Genomic DNA, 23421 nt, shown 5'->3' with positions numbered 1-23421 from the left:
GGTCAGGCGGCTCCTTCCGCCGGGGTTTCCGCCCTTGGCCGCCGCCGGACGAGGCCGATAAGCCGCAGGAACTGCTTGGCGATCTTGGCGAAGGCATATTCCAGCGCGGCGATCGGCTGGCCGCCGGGCCGGTGCGCGATCACATGGTACATCCACAGGATCAGGCCCGCGAACAGCAGGAACGGTCCCCACAGCGCGATGATCGGGTCGATCCTGCCCAGCGATCCCACGCCCTGACCATATTCGTTGACCTTGTGATAGGTCACGATGAACACGATGGAGAGGAACACGCCGAGCGCCGATGTGGACCGTTTCGGCGGAATCGCGAAGGCGAGCGCGGCCAGCGGCAGCAGCAGCATCATCGCCACCTCCACCATGCGGAAATGGAAATTGGCGCGGATCTCGTTGCGCAGCTTGTCGGGCGTCCCCGGATCATGGCCGATCACCACCAGTTCGGGGATGGTCTTTTCCCGGTCGACGTCGCGGCCGCGGAATTTCTCGATCTGCGGCAGGTCGATGGGCAGGTCGTGGCTGGAGAAGGACAGGATTCGCGGCGACTTGTATTTGGGCGCGTCGTTCACCAGCACGCCATCGCGCAGGCGGAAGATGATGGTGTCGGGATCGTCGGTGGCGAGGAAACTGCCCTGCGCCGCCGTCACCGCCACGGTCTGGCCGTCCTTGCCGACGGCGCGCACGAAAATCCCTTGCAGGTTGCGGCCCTCGTCCAGGCTGCGTTCGATCCGCAGGGTCATGCGCTTGCCCAGATTGGTGAATTCGCCCACCTTGATCGACGCCCCCAGCGCGCCCGACCGCAGTTCGAAGCGCAGCGCCTCATAGGCATGGCGGGACAGCGGCTGGACGAAGCCGACAATGCCGAAATTCAGCAGCGCCAGCGCGATCGCAAACAGATAGGGCACGCGCAGCAGCCGGCCATAGGACAGGCCGACGGCCCGCATCACGTCCAGTTCCGACGACAGGGCCAGCTTCCGGAAGGCGAGCAGGATGCCCAGCATCAGGCCGATGGGAATGCCCAGCGACAGATATTCGGGCATCATGTTCGCCAGCATCCGCCACACGACGCTGACCGGCCCGCCCTCCGCCGCGACGAAGTCGAACAGGCTCAGCATCTTGTCGAGCACCAGCAGCATGGCCGAGATCACCAGCGTCCCCAGCATGGGCAGGGCGATCAGGCGGGCGAGGTATCTGTCGGTGGCGGTCAGCATTTCTCTATGTGGTCGTCCCATCACCATGATTTGGCCGCAAACCCCCCCCATATGCGAGTCAGGTAAGTTGCGGGGCGAACAGGGGCTCGCCGTCCGGTGTCACTGGGCGGCTATAGCTTCACGGAGTTGGATGGTCATGTTCAAAGTTGCAGTGGGTCTGATGTCGGTAGGGGCATTGTTCGCCGCCGCCCCGGCCATCGCCCATGGTATGGAGATCGGCAACGACCTGGAACGCTGCTCCACGGACGCCAAGGGCCCGGCGGTTCTGGTCGACGTGCGCGGCTTCGCTGCCTCGACCGGCAAGGTGCGCGTGCAATCCTATCCCGCGACGAAGGCGGCCTGGCTCGCCAAGGGCGAATGGCTGGGCCGTATCGACGTTCCGGTGAAGGCCAGCAACGGCGCAATGCGTTTCTGCATGCCTGTGCCGCAACCCGGCAAATATGGCATCGCCGTGCGCCACGACCGCGACGGCAACGGCAAGACGGACATTTCGCGGGACGGCGGCGGATTTTCGAACAATCCGTCGATCAGCATCTTCAACCTGGGCAAGCCGGGGGTCGAAAAGGCCGCCTTCTATGCAGGGCCGGGCGTGACGAAGATCACCATCAACCTCAAATATATGTGATCCCCGACCATGGTCCGCGTCGCCCTTTTGTCCAACCCCAAATCCACGGGCAACCGGCAGACGCTTCCGCGCGTGCGCAGCTATTGCGCCAGCAATCCAGACATCTTCCATTATGAGGTGGAGCATGTCGACCAGATCGGCCGGGCGCTCCAGACCATCGCCCGCGTCGATCCCGTCGTCATCGTCATCAACGGCGGGGACGGCACGGTGCAGGCGGCGTTGACGGAACTGTATCAGGGCGAGCATTTCAAGGGCCGCGTGCCGCCCATCGCGGTGCTGCCCAACGGCAAGACCAATCTGATCGCGCTGGACCTCGGCATCCATGGCGATCCGATCAAGGCGCTGGAGCGGATCGTGCAGATCGCCAAGGCGGGCGTCGACGACCATGTGGTGGCGCGCGAGCTGATCGCCCTGTCGGACGGGCAGGCGGAAAGCCGGCCGGTGCTGGGCATGTTCCTGGGCGGAGCGGGGCTGGCCGACTACATGCTCTATTGCCGCAACCAGATCTATCCGCTGGGCCTGTCCAACGGCCTCAGCCATTTCCTGACCGTGATCGCGGTGCTGGTGTCGCTGATCTTCGGCATCCGCGCCCGATTCCTGCCGCAATCCAGCCGCCCGGTGCGGATTTCCCTGATCCGCGACGGGCAATTGGCGGGGCGTTTCGCCGTGCTGATCGTGACGACATTGGAACGATTGCTGCTTGGCGTGCAGCCGGGGGACAGCCGGCGCGGCAATATGAAGCTGATGGCGGTGGACCAGAGCCTGTCCGCCCTGCTGCGCCTGTTCTGGGCGAGCATCACCAGACGGGTCGGCAAATCGCAGATGCAGGGCATCCATCTGGAACAGGGCGATGTCATCCGCATCGAGGGCGACCATAGCAGCGTCATTCTGGACGGCGAACTGTTCGAGGCGTCGGAAGGCAAGCCCATCGTCCTGCGCTCGACAGAGCCGGTGCCTTTCTTGAGGTTGGCGGCCTAGAAGCGGCGTGAAGGCTGGTTGGCCGTCATGGCGCATCCTCCCTGCATGGCGCGTTGGGAAGGATTTCCCGCCGAAATTGAAGGGCACGCCTCAAAGTTTTCCTTTTCTTCCCGAAAGCAGCGATTGCCAAACGCCTGTCGTCCGCCTATTGAGCGCACAGCATCAAGAGTTGGGACGACGCCCAACGCCAACCTGCCGATCCGGGCAAGGTGGCACTCCGTGAAGGAGGATGTGGCCGATCCGGCAACCAAGCGGACCCAAGCCACATCGTGAAGCGTCGCTCCGGAACAAGGAATGACGTGAAGTGCCGATCAAGATAGCCGACGACCTGCCCGCCCGCCGCACATTGGAGGCCGAGGGCGTGGTCGTCATGCGTGAAGCCGACGCCGTCCGGCAGGACATTCGCCCGCTTCGCATCGCGCTGCTCAACCTCATGCCCGACAAGATCAGCACGGAGACGCAGCTTGCCCGGCTGCTCGGCGCGACGCCGTTGCAGGTCGAACTGACGCTGGTGCGGATCAGCGACCATGTGTCGCGCAACACCTCCGCCGACCATATGGCATCCTTCTACCGCCCATGGAGCGACGTCCGGGACGAGCGGTTCGACGGCTTCATCATCACCGGAGCGCCCGTGGAGCAGCTCCCTTTCGAAGCGGTGAGCTATTGGGACGAACTGCGCGCCATATTCGACTGGACGCAGACCCATGTGCATCGCTCGCTCAGCATCTGCTGGGCGGCGCAGGCGGCGCTGCATCACTTCCATGGCGTGGAGAAACATGGGCTGGAGCGCAAGGCGTTCGGTGTGTTCCGCCATCATGTTCATGTGCCGTCATCGCCCTGGATGCGGGGTTTTTCGGACGATTTCCGCGTTCCCGTGTCGCGCTGGTCGGAGGTGCGGCGGGAGGATATTCCGGAGGGGCGGGGATTGCAGATCTTGGCGGAGAGCGACGAATCGGGGCTTTGCCTGATCGGCGATCCGGGGCGCGGCTTCCTGCACATGTTCAACCATCTCGAATATGACACGATGACGCTGGCGGAGGAATATGCGCGCGATGGGGCAAGGCAGTTGCCCGCCCATTATTTCCCTGACGACGATCCTGCGCAGGCGCCGCAAAATCACTGGCGCAGCCACGCGCATCTGCTGTTCGGCAACTGGATCGACGAAATGTACCAGACCGTGCCCTTCGATCTGAATGCTGTCGGGCAGGCGCCGGTGTTGTCGGCGGCTTAAGGCGCTCTTCGCGCGAATGGAGCCCGGAGAGGGCGTACCGATACCGCAAGCAGGCTGAACGCTCCACATGCGAGAGCGCGCTGCGTTACATCGGCGCGAGCCGCGCTTTCCAAGTTTCCGTAGGCTCAGGACAGGCTTTTCCGCACGCTACTCTAGCGGAGAACGCCCTTTGCAATCAGGTTGCGGGCATAGCGCCATTGGAAGAGGGCGATGATCAGGATCATGGCCGGAAAGATCGCGGCCGTGGGGCCCTTCACCGCCAGCAGGTCGGTGTGGATGAAGCTGTAGCCGAACTGCACGACCACGGCGAGGATCGAGAGCAGGAACAAGGGCGCGGCGGCGGCTTTGCGGAGCAGCAGCAGGATCGCGCCCAGCGTGCCCGCGCCGACCGCGACTGCATAAGCGGTCCAGGCCCAGCCGGGCATGGAGGCGAAGATCCTGGCGCTATAGGGATCGGTCTTCGCCAGTTGGCCGAGGTCCGCGCCATATTGCATGATGAAGGCGGCTACCCCCATCAGGTTCCAGAGCAGCAACAGGATTCCGATGGCTCGAAAGGATCGTGGCGCTGTCATGGCGGTTCCCCCTATATCGGCGGTCTCCCTGTCGGGACCGCCTGGATGGATCATAGCGGCTGACGGGATTTTGCGAAAGGAGATGCCGGATTTTGGCGAGTGAGTCCTTGGCGGCGCCGATCGTCGTGACGGCTTTGATGGGCGCGGCGGATTTCGCCTGGGCGGACGGTTTGCGCCGCGCGCATTTTCCGGCGGAGCGCAATCTGGTGCCGGCGCATATCACGCTGTTCCATCATCTGCCGCCCTCCGCCCTGGCAGAAGTGGCGCTGCGGCTGAAGCGGCTCTGCGCGGGTCCGCCGCCGGGCGCGAGGTTGGCGGAGGTCATGCTGCTGGGGCGGGGGGTCGCCTATAGGGTGGAAAGTCCGGAGCTGATGGCGATGCGGGAGGAACTGGCGGAAGCCTTCGCAGGATTGTTGTCGTCGCAGGATCGGGGGCGGCCGCGCTTTCACGTCACCGTGCAGAACAAGGCCGAACCGGCTGAGGCAAAGGCGCTGGCCACCGAATTGCGGCGGGGCTTCCACCCAAGGCCGCTTGCCATCGTCGGCCTTGCTGCCTGGCATTATCGCGGCGGACCCTGGGAATTGGCGATGAAGGCCAGCTTTTGGGGCTGACTTTCATCCTTCCGGTCAGGCGAGGCCGACTTCCTTGAGCGGCACGTTGGCATCGGCAAGCTGCGCCTGGTCCAGCACCGCGCCCGAAATGACATGGGCGCGGCCTTGCACATAATCCTTGACCGCATTGACGCAGTCGAGCGCTATCAGCTTGCCGCCCTTCAGATACAGGACGGAGAAGCTACGGGTCGCCGGATCGCCGCGCAGGATCGTCTGGTCGTGCCCGATCGACAGGCCCACGGTCTGAAGCTTCAGATCATATTGGTTCGACCAGAACCAGGGCACGGCGTGATAGGGTTCTTCCTTGCCCATGATGTGGCTGACCGCCGTCTTCGCCTGATCATTGGCGTTCTGAACCGATTCGAGCCGGATTTGCGCGCCGCGTGCAAAGCCGTTGGCATGGGCGGCGCAATCGCCCACCGCATAGATGTCGGGCAGGCTGGTGCGGCAATATTCGTCCACGTCCACCCCATTCCCCCCGACCGCGCCCGCCGCGATCAGCGGGCCCGTTTCGGGGACGATGCCGATGCCGACGATCACCATGTCGGTTTCGATCCGCTCGCCATCCTCCATCAGCACGGCGGTCGCCCGAGGACCATCCTCTCCGTCGGTGACTTCGATGCAGTCCATCCGCGCCCCGGTGCGCAGGTCGACGCCATGGGCGCGATGCTCGGCCTCGTAGAAGCGCGACAATTCCTCTCCCGCCACGCGCGCCAGCACGCGGTCCAGTGCTTCGAGCAGCACCACCTTCTTGCCGAACTTGCTGAGCACGGCCGCCGCTTCCAGCCCGATATAGCCGCCGCCGATCACGGTCACATGATCGATCCGGTCGAGCTTCGCCATCATCGCGTCCACATCGTCGCGGCGGCGCACGGCATGGACATTGGGCGCGTCGGCCCCGTTGCAGGTCAGCATGCGCGGGGAGCCGCCGGTGCACCAGATCAGCTTGCCATAGCCGATTTCGCGGTCGCCCGCCGTCACGAACCTGCCCGCCGGATCGACAGCCTTCACGCGCAGGCCGAGCAGCATGTCGATCTTGCGTTCTTCCCAGAAGCTGGCCGGGCGGATCAGGATGCGGTCGAAGCTCTTGTCGCCGGCAAAATATTCCTTGGAGAGGGGCGGACGCTCATAGGGCGGGTCCTTTTCATCGCCTATCATCGCGATGGACCCTTCGAAGCCGAGCTGGCGCAGCGAAATGCCCGCCTGCGCCCCGGCATGGCCGGCACCTACGATCAGAACGTCATAATAGCTCATCGACGCGCTATCCCCTCATTTTCCTGTTGCCGCGTGCTTGGCGCGCTTTCGCGGGGCTGGCAAGCGGATTGTCGTTCGATGCCGCCCCGATATGGGAGTGGCCGGGCGCGGTCCCGGCCACCCGTCATCCTATTCGATCGCGCCGCCGATCATGCGGGCGAGGCGGGCGGAAAAGGCGCGCGGGTCGGCCGGCAATTCGCCATCCGCGATCCGCGCCTCGTCAAGCAGCAGCCATGCGGCGTCCTCGCGCAGATCGCTGCCGTCGGGCAGCGTGCCGAGTTTGACGATGAGGTCATGGCGGGGATTGATCTCCAGCACCGGCCTGGCCGCATTGTCGATCCGTCCGGCCCCGGCCAGCAGCTTTTCAAGCTGGCGGTCCATCGCATTGTCCGGCGCGACCAGGCAGACGGCGCTTTCCGTCAGCCGTTCCGATGCGCGGACGTCGGAGACCGCCTCGCCCAGCACGTCCCTGGCATAGGCGATGAAGCCGTCCACCTCCGCCGATGCCTCTGCGGCGGGCGTCTCGCCCTCTGCCAGCGGGATCAGGCTGAGGTCGGCCAGGCCCTGCGTCACCGACTTGAACGGCTTGCCCTGATAGTCGACGCCGGCCGTGACCCAGAAGCTGTCGACCTGGTCGGTGAGCAGCAGCACCTCGATCCCGCGGGCGCGGAAGCCTTCGAGCTGGGGAGAGGAGGCGAGCCGGTCGAGATCGGCGCCGGTGGCATAGTAGATCGCGGTCTGATTGTCCTTGATCGCCTCGACATAGTCCTTGAGCGAGCGCCAGCCTTCCCCCGACGCCGTGCTTTTGAAACGGGCGAGGCCGAGCAGCGCCTCCCGCCGGGCGAAATCCTCGTACAGCCCTTCCTTCAGCACCGCGCCGAAATTGTCCCAGAATTTGAGATAGGCTTCACCATCCTTCTGGGCCAGCTTGTCCAGTTCGGAAAGGATGCGGTTCGCGACGCCCTTCTGGACCGCGGCGAGGACCGGGCTTTCCTGGATCATCTCGCGCGAGACGTTGAGCGGCAGGTCGTTGCTGTCGACCAGCCCGCGCACGAAGCGCAGGTAGCGCGGCAATATCTGCGCCTCGTCGGTGATGAAGACCCGGCGGACATAGAGCTTCATCCGCCCGGCGCGGTCCGGATCGAACAGGTCGAAGGGGCGCATGGAGGGGAGAAAGGCGAGAACCGAATATTCGTGCAGCCCCTCCGCGCGATAATGGAGCGTCAGCGCGGGCTCATCGAACTGTCCGGCGGTGCTGCGGTAGAAGTCGGCATATTCCTCCGCCGTGATGTCGGACCTGGGGCGGGTCCAGAGCGCCGCGCCGTCCGCGATCTGCTTTTCCTCCGCATCCGGCTTTTCCTTGAGGAAGATGGGGACGGGGACGTGGCCCGACTGCGCGGTGACGATGCGCTGGGCGGTGAATGGCTCGGTATAGCTGGCGGCGTCTTCCTTCAGATGGAGGACGATGCGGGTGCCGCGAGCGGGCGCGTCAGCGATGTCGACAAGCTGGATGGTGTAGCTGCCAAGGCCGTCCGACGCCCAATGCGCGGCGACATCGGCCCCGGCGCGGCGGGAAAAGACATCCACCCTGTCCGCGACCATGAAGGCGGAATAGAAGCCGACGCCGAACTGACCGATCAGTTGCGCGCCTTCCCCTTCCTTGGCGCCTTCCCTGACCGCCGCGACGCGCTCCATGAAAGCGCGCGTGCCGGATCGGGCGATGGTGCCGAGCGCTTCGGCCAGCTCCACCTCGCTCATGCCGATGCCATTATCCTCGACGATGAGCTGCCGCGCTTCGGGATCGAGCGTGACGGTGATGCGCGGCTGGCCGTCGTCCCCGGCAAGCGCGGGATCGCTCAGCAGTTCGTAGCGCAGCTTTTCGCAGGCGTCGGCCGCGTTCGAGATCAACTCGCGCAGGAAGACGTCCTTGTCCGAATAGACCGAGTGCACCATCATGTGCAGCAGGCGGGCGACGTCGGCCTCGAAGGAACGGGTTTCGGGTGCGGTGCCGGTCGTGGTGGTCATGGCAGTATCGAAATCTCTCCCCAGTGGAATCCGACCGCCAGATGGCGGGACAGGGGACAGCTTTCAAGGCCTGCCGCCCTGCCTTCCCCTAAATGAGGGGAAAGCAGGATCGGGGAAATGGATCAGTGGCGTTGCAATTGCAGGGCCTTGGCCTGGTACCGCACGGCCAGTTCGGCATGGACGGCGATCATCACGCCCTTGTCGCCGCGCTGCTTGGCTTCGCTCGCCTTGCGGATTTCTTCCCTGGCCCGGGCTTCGAAATAGGACGCATCATCATGGCGGGACACGGGCTCTCTCCTTGTCATTGCCAGGCGATCATAGCTGGAGCGGGCGGGGCCGCCCATCACTCAGGTTAGTCGGAATCGGCGTTTCGAAGCTGGCATGCGCCGTGGACAGGCGCTGCCGGAAACAGGCCGGCCGAAGGGGGGAGTCTTCGGCCGGCGGTCCGCAGCCGTCAGGCCGGCACGAGTTGGATGACGCGCGGCTTGGCCGGCGGAAGGCCGCCATTCCCCGCCTCCTTCAACAATTCTTCCTTGCGCGCCAGCATCGCGTCGCGGAGCCGGATCAGGTCCACATCGGTCTTCCGGCATTGGGCGAACATGCCCTCGCCACGCATTTCCTCCTCATGCACATGGTGCTTGATCTCTTCGGACAGCACCTTGACCTTGGCGTCGAAGAAATCGTCGGAAGGATCGCCTTCCTCTATGTCGTTGACGAGCAGCTTGGCTCCGTCATGCTCGACATAGGCCTCGTCCAGCGTATCGTCCTCTATCTTGCCGCGGAAGGCGGGGTAGAAGATTTCCTCCTCGATCAGCGTGTGGATCTTGAGTTCCAGGCAGATCTGCCGCGCCAGCGTCTTCTTGCGCGCGGGCGATCCGGCCTTTTCGAACTGCTCGAACAGATCCTCCACCTTGCGGTGGTCGGCTTTCAGAAGGGCGATCGCGTCGGTGAACTGCTGATTGGCCATGGTCTTCCTCCTCCGTGGGCGTTGCTTCCGGTGGAAGTCGCCAGCCATGCGTCGGTTCCAAGCGAACCGTTCGCAAGAGCGGAATCTGCCCGTCCGGATCGCGAAAAGGGTCAGTCGGAACGTCTGCCGGCCGGTGATCCGCTCCCTTCCTCCCGCCGGCTTTTCGCGCCGGCGTCCTCCCGCCCGGCGCGGCTGTCCTCTTCCTCGCCCCGCCGCGTCATGGTGCGCGGGTCGTAATTGGATGGGATGGCGCCGCCGCTCAGCGGATCGCGATCCGGCTCCCGGTCCAACGAGTCGCTGGGGCGGCGGGCTGCGCCTTCGGGCTGGTTCTCCGTAGAGATGTTCGGATCGCGCGTATGTTCGGTGGGCAGGGAACGCGTCTTTCGGGGCTCGTCCATGATGCTCTCCTTTTCAGGCCAGTTTCCTCAGGCCAGTTTCAGCCCCTCCTGGTTCATCCGCCGGGTCAGGCGGCTCACGGCTTGCGGATCGAGCGCCTGTTTCAGCCGGGGGAAAAGCTCATCCTCCTCCTTGCGCATATGGTCCTGGATGTCGGCGCGGAACGCCGCCAGCTTGCTCCGGAACCCCGCGTCATCCTGTATGAGATCGCTCAGGTCGTAGAGATATTGCTTCACATAGCCATGGTCGCCGTTCAGCGCGTCGGCCTCTTCCTTAAGGCCCGCCGCGCGCATGGCGGGATAGACGGCGTTCTCCTCCTCCAGCGCATGCTTGCCGAGCGCATGCTTGAGCTGCATCAACAGCATCCTGCGCTTGCCGCCCGGCTGTGTCTCGCCCAGCTTGTCGAACAGCACGAGCGTCATGGCATGTTCCGCCGCCAGCGCCCGGTCCCAATCGCCGGCCAGTGCTGTCGGAGCCTGAACCGCCAGCTTTCTTCCGACCATGCCGAGCAGCGCCAGGCTGGCGCCGATGCCGGCCCCGATCAATGTCCCGCCGCTTCTGAAATGCGTCTGCTTCATGATCTTCTCCTCCGGGTCTCCTGCCCGTGACAACGAGGGGCCGTCAGCCCCTGTTCCCCGGCTTGCGGCAGGACTTACCCATGTTAACAAACCGGCGTTTTGCCGCTTTTCGGCCGGGGTCGGGCGGAACGGCGGAGCGGATGAACTGGTTGCTGTCTGACCTTTCAAGGAGGGTCAGCATGAGTGATGACGCACCGCTCACCACGGCGAAACAGGATGATGCGGCGGCGCAGGCCGCCGACAGCCTGGTGGAAGCGAAGGGCGACGATCTGATCGGCAAGACGGTGACGATCGACCGGCCGCGGGAGGAGCTATATGCCTTCTGGCGCGACGTCGGCAATCTTCCGCTGTTTCTGGAAAATGTCGTCGCTGTCGAACCTCTGGACGATCGCCGTTCCCGCTGGGTGGTGAAGGCGCCCGCCGGAAGCACCGTCGAATGGGTATCCGCCATTACGGAGGATCGTCCGGGCGAAACCATCGCCTGGGCTTCCGAGGAGGGCGCGGACGTGCCCAATAGCGGCCGCGTGGATTTTCGCGACGCGCCGGGCGGCCGGGGGTGCTGGGTGACGGCGACGATCCTCTATGATCCGCCCGGCGGCTTCATCGGCAAGGCCATCGCCAAGATGTTCCAGCGCGAACCGGCCATCCAGGCGCGCCGCGACCTGCGGCGCTTCAAGCAACTGATGGAAACCGGCGAGATCGCGACCAGCGCGCGCAACCGCCGTGAATATGAAGAGGAAGGCACCTGATGCGCGCGCTCACATGGCATGGCAAGCATGATGTCCGGGTCGAAACCGTGGACGATCCCGAAATCGTCAATCCCCGCGACGCGATCATCCGCATCACTTCCACCGCGATCTGCGGATCGGACCTGCATCTCTATGACGGCTATATCCCGACGATGAAGGCGGGGGACATATTGGGCCACGAATTCATGGGCGAAGTGGTGGAGACAGGGCCGGGTTCGACGCTGAAGAAGGGGCAGCGGGTGGTCGTGCCCTTCACCATATCCTGTGGAAGCTGCTTCCATTGCGGCAAGCATCAATATTCGGCCTGCGACAACGGCCTGCCCGCCGACAATCAGGACATCGCCCAGGCGATCTACGGACAGCCCATGGCGGGCCTGTTCGGATACAGCCACATGACGGGCGGCTATGCGGGGGGACAGGCGGAATATGTTCGCGTCCCCTTTTCCGATGTCGGTCCCATCGTCGTCCCGGATGGGGTGGACGACGACAAGGTCCTGTTCCTGTCCGACATCCTGCCGACCGGCTGGATGGCCGCCGAAAATGCGCAGATCGAGCCGGGTGACACCGTCGCCGTCTGGGGCTGCGGCCCCGTCGGCCTGTTCGCGGTGCAGTCCGCCTTCCTCATGGGGGCGGAGCGGGTGATCGCCATCGACCATTTCCCCCACCGGCTGGAACTCGCCCGCCGCTTCGGCGCGGAGACGATCAATTATGAGGAAAGCAAGACCTATGAAGCGCTGATGGAGATGACCGGCGGCATCGGCCCCGACGCCTGCATCGATGCCGTCGGGCTGGAGGCGCATGGCTTCTTCGCGGACAATGTCTGGGACCAGATCAAGGTGGCGACCTTCATGGGAACCGACCGCGCCCATTCGATCCGGCAGGCGATCCTCGCCTGCCGCAAGGGCGGGCGGGTTTCCATGCCGGCGGTCTATGGCGGCTTCGTCGACAAATTCCCGCTGGGCGCCTTCATGGAGAAGGGGCTGACGCTGAAGACCGGCCAGACCCATGTGCAGCATTATATGCCCGGCCTGCTGAACGCGATCATGGAGGACAAGATCGATACGACCTTCCTGATCAGCCACCGCCTGCCGCTGGAGCAGGCGGCGGAGGGCTATCGCATGTTCCACGACAGGCAGAACGAAGTGACCAAGATCGTCCTGAAGCGGGGCATGCAGCCCGCCCGGGACGCCTGAAAGGAGAAGCATATGGCTTCGCAGAAATTCGCGATCGTGACCGGTGCGTCGACCGGCATCGGCTTCGAACTTGCGCATCTCGCCGCGCAGGACGGCTATGATCTGCTGGTGGTGGCCAACGAACCGCTGATCCATGCGGCGGCGGACGACTTTCGGCGTCATGGCGTCGACGTGCAGGCGGTGGAGTCCGACCTTTCCACCATGGAAGGGGTGGACCGCCTGATCACCTGTACCGGCGGGCGGCGGGTCGACCTGCTTTGCGCCAATGCGGGGCGGGGTTTGGGCCATGCCTTTCTGGAGCAGGACGTGGCAGACTGGCGCCGGGTGATCGACACCAACATCACGGGCACCGTTTACCTGCTCCAGCAGATATTGCGGCCGATGGTCGCCCGGAATGCGGGCAAGGTGCTGGTCACCGGATCGATCGCCGGCTTCATGCCCGGCTCCTTCCAGGCGGTCTATAATGGCACAAAGGCCTTCATCGACAGTTTCGCCGATGCGGTCCGGAACGAGATCAAGGATGCCGATGGCGTCACCATCACCAACCTGATGCCCGGCCCGACGGAGACCGAGTTCTTCGACCGCGCCGAGATGCTGGACACCAAGGTCGGCGCGGACGAGAAGGACGATCCGGCCAAGGTCGCCAGGGACGGCTGGGACGCGCTGATGGACGGGAAGGCGCATATCGTGTCCGGCTGGAAGAACAAGCTGCAGGCTGCCGCCGCGCATGTCACGCCGGCGGGCGTACTGGCGGAGCGGCATCGCAAGATGGCCGAACCCGGCACTGCCGAAAAAGTGGAGGCGAGCGATGGATCGGAATGACAGCGATCATGCGCCCGAAAAGGCGCGGACGCCCAAGGGACCGCTGGGCGACGCCCTGCCCGGGCGCGAAGAGGAAGACCCCCGGACGACCGGTGGGCAGGATCAGGAACGGGTAGAGGATCGTCCGGTGGTCGGGCAGGTGAAGCCGGAGGATTATCCGGAAAAGGACAGGCGCGATTCCACGCCCTGATCGTGCATCAGGGCAGGGCAGCCGCCATTGGCTGCTCCATCAAGACCGCTGTTTCCTCATGCGCCCGATAGATGGCGGCGTAACGTCTGCCGCTTTCCAGCAGCGAGCGGTGCGATCCGATTTCCCGCACCCCGCCATTTTCGATGACGGCGATGCGGTGCGCCGATCGGATGGTTTCCAGGCGATGGGCGATGACGATGGAGGTTCGCCCCTCGCACAGCACCCGCAAGGCCCGCTGGATGCGCCTTTCGGTGCTGACGTCGATGGCGGAGGTCGCCTCATCCAGGATCAGCACTGATGGATCGGCGAGATAGGCGCGTACAAGGCAAACCAGTTGCCGCTGTCCCTGACTGAGCTGGCTGCCGAGCGGACCGACATGGGTCGCATAGCCGTGGGGCAAAGCATCGAGCACTTCATCCGCGCCTATGCGTTTCGATGCCGCGATCAGTTCTTCGTCGCTGGCCTCGGGCCTCGCGAGACGGAGATTTTCCAGCACCGTTCCGCCGAAAAGGACATTGTCCTGAAGCACGACGCCGATATGGCGGCGCAGGCTGCGTTCGGAAACGGCGCGAATATCCTGCCCGTCCAGGAGGATCGACCCTTCGTCCACATCGTAGAAACGGGTCAGTAACTGGACCAGCGTGCTTTTGCCATGGCCGGTCGGACCGACGATCGCCAATAGCTCGCCCGCTTCTATATCCAGGCTGAGGTCGCGAATGACAGGCTGGCCGGGACGATAGCCGAAACGGACATTGCGGAACTCGATCCGGCCCTCCACCGCGTCGAGGACGGCGGCATCGGTCCGGTCCACGATGTCGGGTTGCGTATCGAGCAGCAGGAAGACGCGCTGGGCGCAGGCGGTGCCGTTGGCGAAACGTTCGAAAAGGTCGCTGAATTCCTGCAAGGGCGCAAGGAAGAGGAAAACGTAGAACAGGCTTTGCGTCAGTTCGCCCAGTGTGAGCGTGCCGAGCGCGATGCCGCGTCCGCCAACGACCAGCGTCAGCGCCAGGCCCGCCGTGGTGAGCAGGCCGGTAAAGGGCGCGAACCAGCCCGAGCGGACGGAGCCGTAGATCAGGGAGGAATTGAAGTCCTCCAGCAGCCTTTGATATTTGGTCAGATTTTCCTGCTCGCGGCCCGATTGCTTGATCAGACGGACGGCAGCCACGGTCTCGACCAGATGGGCGGTGAAGCGGCTGCGGTTTTCGGCCACCTTGGCCCAACTGCGCTGCGCCACCCGCTTGAAGAGGAAGGTGGCGGCGATCAGGACAGGCACCACCGCCACCAGCCCCGCGAGCAGCACCGGCGCGATCAGCCACAGCAGGAAGCCGGACAGGCACAGCCGCAACAGGGCGGAGAGGAATTCCGGCGGTCCCTGGATCAGCAGCGGTTCCAGCGTGTCGACGTCGCGGTCTGCGCGGGCGATGATGCGGCCCGCCTTGGTGCGGTCGAAATAGCCGACGCTCAGCGTCTGAACATGGGCGAAGACGCGGGTGCGCAGGTCGTTGAGCAGGCGGATCGCCGCGATCCCGGCGCAATATTGCGACAGGCCGCCCAGCGCGAAACGCACGGCCCAGCTTGCCGCCAGCCCGGCGCAGGCCCAGGCGATCAGCGGCGCGTCGATGCCGCCTCCGGCCTTGGTCTCGGCATGGCGCAGCCCCTGGTCGATGACGAGGCCGATCAGCAGCGGCCGGGCGAAGATCGCCAGCACCTGCACCATCTCTATGCCGATGACCGCCGCGATGGGGCGCCAGATCGGCGCGAGCAGCGGGATCAGCCGTTCGACCACGCTCTGGTTCAGGCTGCGCTGGGAGAATTTCTCCTCCAGCTCGATGTCGGACAGGGCGCTGTCGCCTCTGAATGCGTTCATCTGTCTTACAGTCCCATCAGGTCGCGATAGGCGGCGCTGTCCTGCGACAATTGCTCATGCGTGCCCTCCGCGACGATCCGGCCGCCGCTCAGCACCGCCACCCGGTCGGCGGCGAGCGCGGTCGACAGGCGGCTGGCGACGATCAGCAGGGTGACCGGGCGTTCGGCGCGGAGCTTGCGGATATTGTCGATGGCCCGCCTTTCGGTCTGGGCGTCGAGGGCGCTGGTGGCGTCGTCCAGGACCAATATGTCCGCGTCCGCCAGCAATGCGCGGGCCAGGCACACACGCTGGCGCTGGCCGCCCGAAAGGGTCGCGCCCCGGTCGCCCACCCGCGTTTCCAGCCCGTCCTCAAGGCGGGCCAGCAATTCGCCAGCCGCCGCCTTGTCCAGCGCCGCGCGCAACTCGTCGTCGGTCGCATCGGGCGCGCAGAGGCGCAGATTGGCGGCCAGCGTGTCGGAAAAGAGGAAGCTTTCCTGCGGCAGCACATGGACGCGGCGGCGCAACGCATGCAGGTCGCTCGTCCGCACGTCCCGCCAGCCGGTTTCCGCCGACCCCAGTTCGACGCGGCCCTCGTCCACCTCCACCAGCCGGGGGAGCAGGGCGGTGAGGATGCTCTTGCCCGATCCGGTCGCGCCGACCAGCGCCACCACCTCGCCCGGCTGCACGGCAAGGCTGAGGTCGCGCAGCACGGTCGCCCCGTCGCCCAAGGGCGAGGCGGCGGCATGCGACAGGCGGAAACCGATCGGGCCTTCGGGCAGCGGCGCACTGCCCGAATTGATGACCGGCTCCGCGTCCAGCACTTCCCAGATGCGCGCCGCCGAAGCGCGGGCGTCCGCGATCACTTGCAGCAGGCGGCCGATGCTCTCGATCCGCAGGACCAGCGTGTTGACGACCAGCATCGCCGCCACCAGCGCGCCCAGGCCAAGCGCGCCATGCGCCACCATCCAGGCGCCCAGGCCCAGCACCCAGGCATGGGACAGGGCGATGATCGTCTGGGGCAGGGGAATGCTGCGGCAGGCGTGGCGGATCGCCGCCCGCGCCTCCACCCGGAACAGGTCGACATGGCGGCGGAAGCGCTCGGCGCGCGCCTCGCCCAACGAGAAAGCCTTGATGACGCGGACGCCGTTGACGCCTTCCGACAGGTCCTGCGTCACCGCGTCATAGGCATCCCCGATCCGCCGGTCGAGCGCCACCAGCGTGTCGGCTTCCGACCAGAGCAGGCCGATGCCGATCGCCAGCAGGACCAGCGGACCCAGAGCGAGCCAGGGCGAATAGAGCGCCAGCAGGCCAAGCGAGATGGCGACGATCAGCCCGGTTTCGAATATCTGCCGCCAGAAATTGATCAGCGCGTCGCGCACCTTGTCCGCGTCGCGGGTCATGCGCGTCACCATCTCGCCCACGCCATGGCGCCAGTGATAGGCAAGGTCGAGGCGCTGTATCTGCGTCAATATCCGCCCGCGCAGGATGGTCAGCAGCCGCTGGCCGATGGAGAGGGAGAGGAGGCCCGCGCCATATTGCACCGCCGCCCGCGCCAGCGAGAGGCCGATCAGCAGCGCGACCCAGAACCAGGCGCGGTCATAATGCAGCACCCCGTCCGGACCGGCAGCGACCAGCCTGCCATGCTGCGCTTCCTGCACGGCATGGCCGACCATCACCTGCTGGCCGACCAGCGCGACGTTGACGGCGGCCAGCAGCACCGCGGTCAGCGCAAACCGGCCCGGCATCTCGCCATAGATGGCAAGGCAGCGCAGCAACGGGCTGCCTTGCGGAAATCCTCTCTCCCCCATGGTTCCGTTCAGCTTGCGAGCGCGAGCGACTGCGCCGCTTCCAGCGGACGGGCGTCGATCCAGTCGCGCACGTCGAAGCTTTGCGGGATGAAGTTCCAGCGGTGAAGGAAGTTGGTGAAGTCCTGGATTGCCGTGACCGACTGTTCGGCAAGGTCGGTCTTCAGCTTCGTCTGCGCGTCCTCGCCATAGGCGATGCTGACCCAATATTCGCTGCTGTTGGTTTCGCGGGCGAGATAACGGCGGACGTCGGACGGGTGGGACTGCGCCCAACGTTCGGCGCGCAGCACCTGCTCGACGATGGTGACGGCGGCGTCGAAATGATGGTCGATCAGATGCCCGTCCACCGCCAGCGTGCGCGGCGTGCCGTTGTTGGAGCGCACCAGCGGATCGGGATGGATGCCGGTGTCGATCACCGTCTTGAGCCCGAATTGATGCGCGATCTGGGCGCCGCTCGCGCCCTTCAGGAAGATCGCGTCGACCTCGCCGCGCAGCAGGGCGATCAGTTCCAGATTATTGGCCCGCGCCCGGCTGGTGCTGCGCCCGTTCCAGGCAAGCGTGCCGCCGACCGTCTGTGCCTGCCCGTCGCTATAATGAGTCTCGATGTCCTGATCGACGATCTCGACGTCGGAGACTTCCAGTCCCTCCAGCCGCAAGGCATTCTCAAGGCCGCGAATGGCCTGGGCGCGGGTGAAGTCGATCTCGACATTCTTCCAGTTGGGCAGGCCGAAGCGGCGGCCCTTCAGGTCGCGCACCGTCTCTATGCCGGACTCCGGGCTGGCCAGGATCAACTGCGTCTCGTCCGCCCAGGACAGGCCGATGACCCGCGTGTCGCGGCCCCGCGCCTTCGCGCTGATCGCCGGGATATTGCCGCCATGGCGCACGCTGTTCTGGACGGTGTGCGAGAAATGCGACTCCCGCTTGGAAAAATCGCTGGATTCGAGCAGCGAGGACAGGCTGGTGCCCTGCGCGCGGAAGGCTTCCTCCAGCCAGCCCTGCTGGATGGCGATGCCAAGGCCGGTCGGCACCGGGCAGCGCGTGTACCAGAGCGTGTCGAGTGTGTTGCTCATTCGGCAATCCTTTCGATGTTGGTAGGATATGCTCCTGCGCCGGCAGGAGCAGGACAGTCCTAGGCGGCGGACTCCAGAACGGCTTCGGCGGGAGCGTGCCGCTCATTCGGATTCTCCGGACGCGGCAGGTTCAGATGCTCGCGCAGCGTCGTGCCCTCATATTCCGTCCGGAACAGCCCGCGCCGCTGGAGTTCCGGCACCACAAGGTCCACGAAATCCTCCAGCGAACTTGGCAACAGCGGCGGGATCAGGTTGAAACCGTCTGCGGCGTCGCGCTCGAACCAGTCCTGTATCTGGTCGGCAATGTCGACCGGCGTGCCCAGCACCACCCGATGCCCGCGCACCGCGTTGAAGCGCAGGAAAAGCTGGCGGATGTTGAGATTCTCGCGCCGCGCCAGCGCGGTGAGCTGCCGCCAGCGGCCCTTGCCGTTCTCCGGCTCCGGCAGGTCGGGTAGCGGCCCGTCGAGCGGATAGGCGCTGACGTCATGCCCCATCAAATTGAGGTCGCCTGAAAAATCGACCTTCTCCTCCAGCGCGCCGAACTTGTCCTGCGCCTCCTGAAGACTGGAGCCGATGGTGAAGGACAGGCCCGGCATCACCTTCAGCGTATCGGGATCGCGGCCGTAACCGGCGACCCGCGTCTTCACATCCTTGTAGAAGGCCTGCGCATCCTCGATGAACTGGGCGGCGGCATAGATCATCTCGGCATGGCGGGCGGCGAAATCGCGGCCGACCTCCGAATTGCCGGCCTGCGCGAAGACCGGATAGCCCTGGATCGGGCGCGGCATGTCGAGCACGCTGTCGATGCCGTAATAGGGCCCGCGATAATGGACCGGATGCACGGCGTCGGCATTGAGGTAGATGCCGCTGTCCTTGTCCGCGCCCTCGAAGGCGTCGTCTTCCCAACTGTCCCACAGCGCCTTGGCCAGCTCCACAAAGTCATGGGCGCGGGCATAGCGTTCGGCATGGCTGGCGGGCTGGTCGATGCCGAAGCTTTTCGCCGCGCCGTCCGCCAGCGAGGACACGATGTTCCAGCCGATCCGTCCGCCGCTGATATGGTCGAGCGAGGCGAAGCGCCGCGCCAGCGCATAGGGCTGTTCGAAATTGGTGTTCACCGTCGCGACCAGCCCGATATGGCTGGTGATGCTGGCCAGCGCCGCCGTTGCGGTCAGCGGTTCGAAATCGAGGAAAGCATGCCGCCGGGCGATCCCCTTGGTGCTGTCGCCGCTCTGTCCCACGAAATCCGCGAAGAAGGCGGCGTCCAGCTTGCCGCGCTCCGCGGTGCGGACGAGGCCGGCCCAATAGCGGAAATCGGGCTTGCCGGTATCGGCGGTGCCCGGTTGGCGCCAGGCGCCGGGATGATGGCCGTGGCGGGTCAGGAAAACGGCGAGCGCAAGCTGGCGCTTCTTCTGGGACATGGGATCGCTCCGGAAAGCGACGCCGCTGCTGGAGCATGGCGCGGTTGACCGGAACCACCTCACCTCCGTTCGGGCTGAGCTTGTCGAAGCCCTTCACTTCTTCAGGAGAAGGAGGGCCCTTCGACAGGCTCAGCCGAACGGGAGGGGTCTGGTCCGATTAACCGCGCAAATGCGTCAGCAACGGCGCCGGACTTCAAACATCATTCGGCGGCTTGCGCGGTTTCAGGCAGATGGATCGTGCCGTCATCATCGACGCGGGCGTCGGGCGGCACCAGCTTGCCCATCTTCCACTGCTGCTCCAGCACGCCGGGGCCGAAGGGCTTTGACCCGCCGAGCGCCTGCCCCAATATCTGGAACTGCGCGCCTTCCTCCAGCAGCACGATGGTGTTGGTGAGGTCGCGAAGCCCCTTCCAGCTCCAGATGGTCGCGCCGCCATTGGCCTCCACGATGCCGGGGACTTCGCTATCCTGCTCGATCGCTTCCAGGATGAAGTCGGGCTCAGGCTGGCGGCGGTTGATATAGACCGGAAGCTGCGCGGTGAAGCGGAAGCGGCGGTTGGGCACGTACAGCAGCGGCAGTTCCGAATGCGCCTGCGAATAGGCGCCCAGATGCGGCGTGTGGACGTGGCTGATCGCCTGGAAGTCCGGATATTTCTTGAAGATCTTGAGGTAGCGCGCCGCGCCGCCCGGTGCGTTGCCCCAATGGAGCGTGCCGTCGAAGCCGATGACGCTGGTGACGGCCTGATCGGGATCGTCTTCCCACAGACCGGCATAGTTCAGCGTGATGATCTTGTCTTCGCCGGGGATGCGGACCGCGAAGAACAGGGTGCCGCTGGCCGAGATGGTATGGGTCTCGCGCAGGACGCGGAAGGCGCGGCGGGCGTCCTTCTCCGTCTGCAGCACGAAGCCGATCGTTTCCCTTGAAAGTCCGTTGGTGTCAGACATGCTTATTTCCTTTCAGGCTGGAATGGCGACAGGTTGGGGACGCTGGGCGTTGAGGGCGCGGGCGGCCTCCAGCGGCCGGGGATCGACCCAGTCGGACAGGGCGAAATCCGCATCGAGGAAGCCGTGGGTGAACAGGAACTTCTTCTGAAGGTCGAACAGGGCGAGCCGTTCGTCGTCCAATGTCGGGTGCAGCCCTTCGTGCAGCCGGGCATAGGCCTGGTCGACGGCCTGCGCGCTGCCCTCCGTTTCATATTCGAGGATGTCGCGCAGCCGGTCGGGCTGCTCCGCGACCCAATCGGCTGCGCGCAGGGTGACGGCCAGGAAGCGGACCAGCAGGTCGAAATGATCGTCGATCAGGCTCTGATGGACCGTGATCGGTCGCGGCGTGCCGTTGTTCACGCGAAAGCGTGGGTCGGGCAGGGCGTCGAGATCGATGGCGACGACCAGACCGTTCTCCCGCGCCTGATCCAGCGCGGCGGCGCCCTTCACATAGATGGCGTCGACCTTCCCCTCGACCAGCGCCTCGATCGGCCAGAGCCGCCCGACGCCGCTGCGCTGGCCCGACCCGCGTGGTTGCAGGTCGCGCCCGCTGCCGCCGATATTGCGCAGCCGGTCGGGCGTCTCGATCAGCTCTACATCGTCGAAGCTCAGCCCCGCCGACGCCAGGGCGCCCTTATAGCCCGCGAGCGACATGCCGCGCGCGATGCTGGTGCCGCGCACATGGCTGGGGATGTCGTTGTGGCTCCAGCCGGGCAGGGCCAGCCGCTTGCCCTTGAGATCGGCGGCGGAGCGGATGCCGGAATCCGGCCGCGCTAGGATGAGCTGGCTCTCCTCGATCCAGGTGAGGCCGATCAGCTTCGTCGGCTCGCCCTGGGCGCGGGCGGCGATGGCCAGCATGTTGCCGCCCTCGCGGATCAGCGTGGGCAGGCGGTGGTCATAATGATGGCGGCCGAGTTCCGATCCCGACTCCTGCAAGGTGCGCAGCGCAATGCCGTCGCCCTCGAAGCTCTCGGTCAGCCAGCCCAGCTTGTAGGCGATGCCGGTGGCAGTCGGAACGGGGCAGCGGGTGAACCAGATCTCATCGGGCTGCTTGGCCTTTGTGGGGGCGCTGTCGGATAGGGTCGGCACGGCTGGCAAGTCTCCGGTTGTTGCCCGGGGAAAATCGCAAGACGTGTGCCAATCGGTAAAATGGCGGAATTATGGGGGATTTCGGAAAGGGACGCGGGCATGGGTGCGGCATATTGAACAGTCCCCTTGCTGCATTTTCACCGCCGTCAATGCTTCGGCTTCAGCGCCTCCGCCAGGGAAACGGTCGCGCTGCCCCGTCGCGCGGGCTGCGCCTGGCTGGGATCGGCCTTCCATCCGCTAAGATAGATGACGGCCATCTGCTCCGCCGTCCGCCCATCGATGTCGGCCGCCGCCGCGAAATGCTCCGTGGCCCCGATCAGAACGTCCCGCCGCAACGCGGGCGGCCGCGAAGCCAGCACATTGCCGGCCCCCATGCCCCGCAAGTCGCGCATCAGCCGCAATATATCGCCGTAGCGCACCGTCAGCACTTCGCCGTCCGCAACCGGCATGGTAAAGCCTGCCCGCGCCAGCAGATCACCCGCCGAGCGAACGTCGACCTGCGGATGGATATGCTGCCCCGCCCGGTCCCCTTCGCCCGTCATCAACGCGGCGCGGAGTAGCTGCAGCGAGCCTGCGCCCGCGAAAGCAGCCAGCATCAGCCCGTCGGGGCGCAATATCCGCCGCATCAGGATCAGCGCGCCGGGCAGGTCGTTGACGCTGTCCAGCGTGCCGCAGGCGATCACCAGGTCGAAACTTTCATCGGCAAAGGGCAGGGCGTCTTCATCGGCCTGCACGCCGCCCTGCGCCTTCGCCGCCGCAAAGCCGGGGTCGGCGCAGACGACGCTCTTGCCCATCGCCTCCAGCGCGGCCCTCGCGCTGCCATCGGGGCAGCCGATCACCAGCACTTCCTTCAGCTCGCGCTGCACGTCGCCCAGCCGGTCCAGCAGTTCGTCCAGCATCATGCGATAGAGGAAGTCATGCTCGGCAAAGCGCGCCATCATCCGGTCGCGCCTTTTGGCGCGCAGGGCTCGGTCGAAGATGTCGGGATTGGTCATCGGGGCCTTGTGCATGGGCGAAGGAGCGGGAACAAGGGAGATGATGTCCCTTGCCCTGCTTCACAAGAGCGTCCCGCTCCTCAAAACCACGCTCGGCCCGCTGGTCGATTATGCCCTGCCGCCACGCTGCCCGGGCTGCGGCGAGATCGTGGCTGCGGATGATGCCTTCTGCCTCGCCTGCTGGAGCGGGATGCGGTTCCTGGGCGCGCCCTGCTGCGCGCGTTGCGGGCTTCCCTTCGACTATGACCGCGGGGATGGCGCGGAATGCGGAGCCTGTCTGGCCGATCCGCCGCCCTATGACAGCGCGCGGGCGGTGCTGGCCTATGGCGATGTCGCCCGCACCGTGGCGCTGCGGCTGAAATATGGGCGGCGGATCGGTCTTGCGCGGCTGATTGCGAGGCAGATGGCGCGGCAGGTTCCGGCGGTGCGCGATGCCGTCATCGTGCCGGTGCCGCTGCACCGCTGGCGCTTGTGGTGGCGGGGCTTCAACCAGTCGGCGCTGATCGCCCGCCATCTGGCGCGGCTGACCGGCTTGCCGGTCGACAATCATGCGCTGCTCCGCACCCGCCGGACCCGGCCCCTGCGCGGCATGAGTCCGAAGACGCGGGCGAAGGCGGTTCGCGGCGCCTTCGCCCTGGCCCCGGGTCATATGCTCAAAGGACGCGCCGTTCTGCTGATCGACGACGTGCAGACCAGCGGCGCAACGGCGGCCGCCTGCGCCCGGGCGCTGAAACGCGGCGGAGCGGCAAGCGTTCATCTGCTGTGCTGGGCGCGGGTGCTGCCGGACGGCGCCGATTGACA

The 23421-nt window shown here is 65.5% G+C and carries 24 protein-coding genes and 1 riboswitch; of the genes, 9 read left to right on the top strand and 15 right to left on the bottom strand.

Annotated elements, in window-relative coordinates; genetic code table 11:
- Positions 1–2: 2 nt before the first annotated feature.
- Positions 3–1223 carry an LPS export ABC transporter permease LptF gene (gene lptF, locus EGM87_RS10010; RefSeq protein ID WP_044660030.1) on the bottom strand — a complete coding sequence of 407 codons (1221 nt, stop codon included), beginning with the start codon at positions 1221–1223 and terminating at the stop codon, positions 3–5.
- 130 nt (positions 1224–1353) lie between these two features.
- Here lptF and EGM87_RS10005 point away from each other — a divergent pair, with 130 nt between their 5' ends.
- The 3 genes from EGM87_RS10005 (at position 1354) to EGM87_RS09995 (ending at position 4057) form a co-directional block, all read left to right on the top strand.
- Positions 1354–1848: a DUF2141 domain-containing protein gene (locus EGM87_RS10005; protein ID WP_025549743.1), complete on the top strand. Its 495-nt coding sequence runs from the start codon at positions 1354–1356 to the stop codon at positions 1846–1848.
- Positions 1849–1857: 9 nt separating this feature from the next.
- On the top strand, positions 1858–2826 hold the full coding sequence (locus tag EGM87_RS10000; protein WP_025549744.1) for a diacylglycerol/lipid kinase family protein: 969 nt from the start codon (positions 1858–1860) through the stop codon (positions 2824–2826).
- A 154-nt stretch (positions 2827–2980) separates the two neighbouring features.
- Positions 2981–3087, top strand: a riboswitch (SAM-I-IV-variant riboswitch).
- A gap of 43 nt (positions 3088–3130) precedes the next feature.
- A complete protein-coding gene (locus EGM87_RS09995) occupies positions 3131–4057 on the top strand; it encodes a homoserine O-succinyltransferase (RefSeq protein WP_025549745.1) in 927 nt (308 codons plus the stop codon).
- A gap of 152 nt (positions 4058–4209) precedes the next feature.
- Here the strand turns inward: EGM87_RS09995 and EGM87_RS09990 are convergent, their stop codons facing one another.
- Positions 4210–4629, bottom strand: a complete 420-nt coding sequence (locus tag EGM87_RS09990) for a hypothetical protein (RefSeq protein WP_044660029.1) — start codon at positions 4627–4629, stop codon at positions 4210–4212.
- A 107-nt stretch (positions 4630–4736) separates the two neighbouring features.
- On the opposite strand from EGM87_RS09990, the gene EGM87_RS09985 reads away from it, so the two are divergent.
- Positions 4737–5240 carry a 2'-5' RNA ligase family protein gene (locus tag EGM87_RS09985; protein ID WP_044660028.1) on the top strand — a complete coding sequence of 168 codons (504 nt, stop codon included), beginning with the start codon at positions 4737–4739 and terminating at the stop codon, positions 5238–5240.
- A 15-nt stretch (positions 5241–5255) separates the two neighbouring features.
- On the opposite strand, the gene EGM87_RS09980 is transcribed toward EGM87_RS09985, so the two are convergent.
- The 6 genes from EGM87_RS09980 to EGM87_RS09955 all read right to left on the bottom strand — a co-directional run bounded on the left by EGM87_RS09980 (position 5256) and on the right by EGM87_RS09955 (position 10460).
- Positions 5256–6494: an NAD(P)/FAD-dependent oxidoreductase gene (locus tag EGM87_RS09980; protein WP_044660027.1), complete on the bottom strand. Its 1239-nt coding sequence runs from the start codon at positions 6492–6494 to the stop codon at positions 5256–5258.
- Between the two features lie 129 nt (positions 6495–6623).
- Positions 6624–8519: a molecular chaperone HtpG gene (gene htpG / locus EGM87_RS09975; RefSeq protein WP_044660026.1), complete on the bottom strand. Its 1896-nt coding sequence runs from the start codon at positions 8517–8519 to the stop codon at positions 6624–6626.
- 122 nt (positions 8520–8641) lie between these two features.
- Positions 8642–8806 (bottom strand): hypothetical protein, encoded by a 165-nt coding sequence (locus tag EGM87_RS09970; RefSeq protein ID WP_165363302.1) that lies wholly within the window; start codon positions 8804–8806, stop codon positions 8642–8644.
- Positions 8807–8973: 167 nt separating this feature from the next.
- Entirely contained in the window at positions 8974–9486 is a 513-nt protein-coding gene (locus EGM87_RS09965; RefSeq protein ID WP_025547760.1) for a hemerythrin domain-containing protein, read from the bottom strand.
- Positions 9487–9596: 110 nt separating this feature from the next.
- Positions 9597–9884, bottom strand: a complete 288-nt coding sequence (locus EGM87_RS09960; RefSeq protein ID WP_044660025.1) for a hypothetical protein — start codon at positions 9882–9884, stop codon at positions 9597–9599.
- A gap of 27 nt (positions 9885–9911) precedes the next feature.
- A complete protein-coding gene (locus EGM87_RS09955; protein WP_044660024.1) occupies positions 9912–10460 on the bottom strand; it encodes a hemerythrin domain-containing protein in 549 nt (182 codons plus the stop codon).
- A 179-nt stretch (positions 10461–10639) separates the two neighbouring features.
- On the opposite strand from EGM87_RS09955, the gene EGM87_RS09950 reads away from it, so the two are divergent.
- From EGM87_RS09950 to EGM87_RS09935, 4 genes are read left to right on the top strand one after another with little or no spacing between them, the layout of a single operon-like run.
- Positions 10640–11209, top strand: a complete 570-nt coding sequence (locus EGM87_RS09950; protein ID WP_025547755.1) for an SRPBCC family protein — start codon at positions 10640–10642, stop codon at positions 11207–11209.
- Positions 11209–12402, top strand: a complete 1194-nt coding sequence (locus tag EGM87_RS09945; RefSeq protein ID WP_044660023.1) for a zinc-dependent alcohol dehydrogenase — start codon at positions 11209–11211, stop codon at positions 12400–12402. Before EGM87_RS09950 ends, EGM87_RS09945 begins: the two co-directional genes overlap by 1 nt.
- 12 nt (positions 12403–12414) lie before the next feature.
- A complete protein-coding gene (locus EGM87_RS09940) occupies positions 12415–13224 on the top strand; it encodes an SDR family NAD(P)-dependent oxidoreductase (protein ID WP_044660022.1) in 810 nt (269 codons plus the stop codon).
- Positions 13211–13414: a hypothetical protein gene (locus EGM87_RS09935; protein ID WP_044660021.1), complete on the top strand. Its 204-nt coding sequence runs from the start codon at positions 13211–13213 to the stop codon at positions 13412–13414. The genes EGM87_RS09940 and EGM87_RS09935 overlap by 14 nt, the downstream gene beginning before the upstream one ends.
- Before the next feature lie 7 nt (positions 13415–13421).
- Here EGM87_RS09935 and EGM87_RS09930 read toward each other — a convergent pair whose 3' ends face one another.
- The 7 genes from EGM87_RS09930 to EGM87_RS09900 all read right to left on the bottom strand — a co-directional run bounded on the left by EGM87_RS09930 (position 13422) and on the right by EGM87_RS09900 (position 22620).
- Positions 13422–15281, bottom strand: coding sequence for an ABC transporter ATP-binding protein (locus EGM87_RS09930; protein ID WP_044660020.1), 1860 nt, complete (start codon positions 15279–15281; stop codon positions 13422–13424).
- Between the two features lie 5 nt (positions 15282–15286).
- Positions 15287–17035 (bottom strand): ABC transporter ATP-binding protein, encoded by a 1749-nt coding sequence (locus tag EGM87_RS09925; protein WP_249902358.1) that lies wholly within the window; start codon positions 17033–17035, stop codon positions 15287–15289.
- A 41-nt stretch (positions 17036–17076) separates the two neighbouring features.
- Positions 17077–18135 (bottom strand): ABC transporter substrate-binding protein, encoded by a 1059-nt coding sequence (locus EGM87_RS09920; protein ID WP_025547746.1) that lies wholly within the window; start codon positions 18133–18135, stop codon positions 17077–17079.
- Positions 18136–18194: 59 nt separating this feature from the next.
- A complete protein-coding gene (locus tag EGM87_RS09915) occupies positions 18195–19553 on the bottom strand; it encodes an LLM class flavin-dependent oxidoreductase (protein ID WP_044660018.1) in 1359 nt (452 codons plus the stop codon).
- A 200-nt stretch (positions 19554–19753) separates the two neighbouring features.
- Positions 19754–20497: a class II aldolase/adducin family protein gene (locus tag EGM87_RS09910; RefSeq protein ID WP_044660017.1), complete on the bottom strand. Its 744-nt coding sequence runs from the start codon at positions 20495–20497 to the stop codon at positions 19754–19756.
- A gap of 12 nt (positions 20498–20509) precedes the next feature.
- Positions 20510–21625, bottom strand: coding sequence for an ABC transporter substrate-binding protein (locus EGM87_RS09905; RefSeq protein WP_044660016.1), 1116 nt, complete (start codon positions 21623–21625; stop codon positions 20510–20512).
- A gap of 146 nt (positions 21626–21771) precedes the next feature.
- Positions 21772–22620 (bottom strand): class I SAM-dependent methyltransferase, encoded by an 849-nt coding sequence (locus EGM87_RS09900; RefSeq protein WP_044662739.1) that lies wholly within the window; start codon positions 22618–22620, stop codon positions 21772–21774.
- 40 nt (positions 22621–22660) lie between these two features.
- Between EGM87_RS09900 and EGM87_RS09895 the strand changes: the two genes are divergently transcribed.
- Complete coding sequence (locus EGM87_RS09895; protein WP_025547738.1) at positions 22661–23419, top strand: ComF family protein; 759 nt, start codon at positions 22661–22663, stop codon at positions 23417–23419.
- Positions 23420–23421: the final 2 nt, after the last annotated feature.

The organism is Sphingobium sp. RSMS (genome assembly GCF_005406185.4).
Taxonomy (GTDB): domain Bacteria; phylum Pseudomonadota; class Alphaproteobacteria; order Sphingomonadales; family Sphingomonadaceae; genus Sphingobium; species Sphingobium fuliginis.
This window is presented reverse-complemented; position numbering and strand designations above follow the sequence as displayed.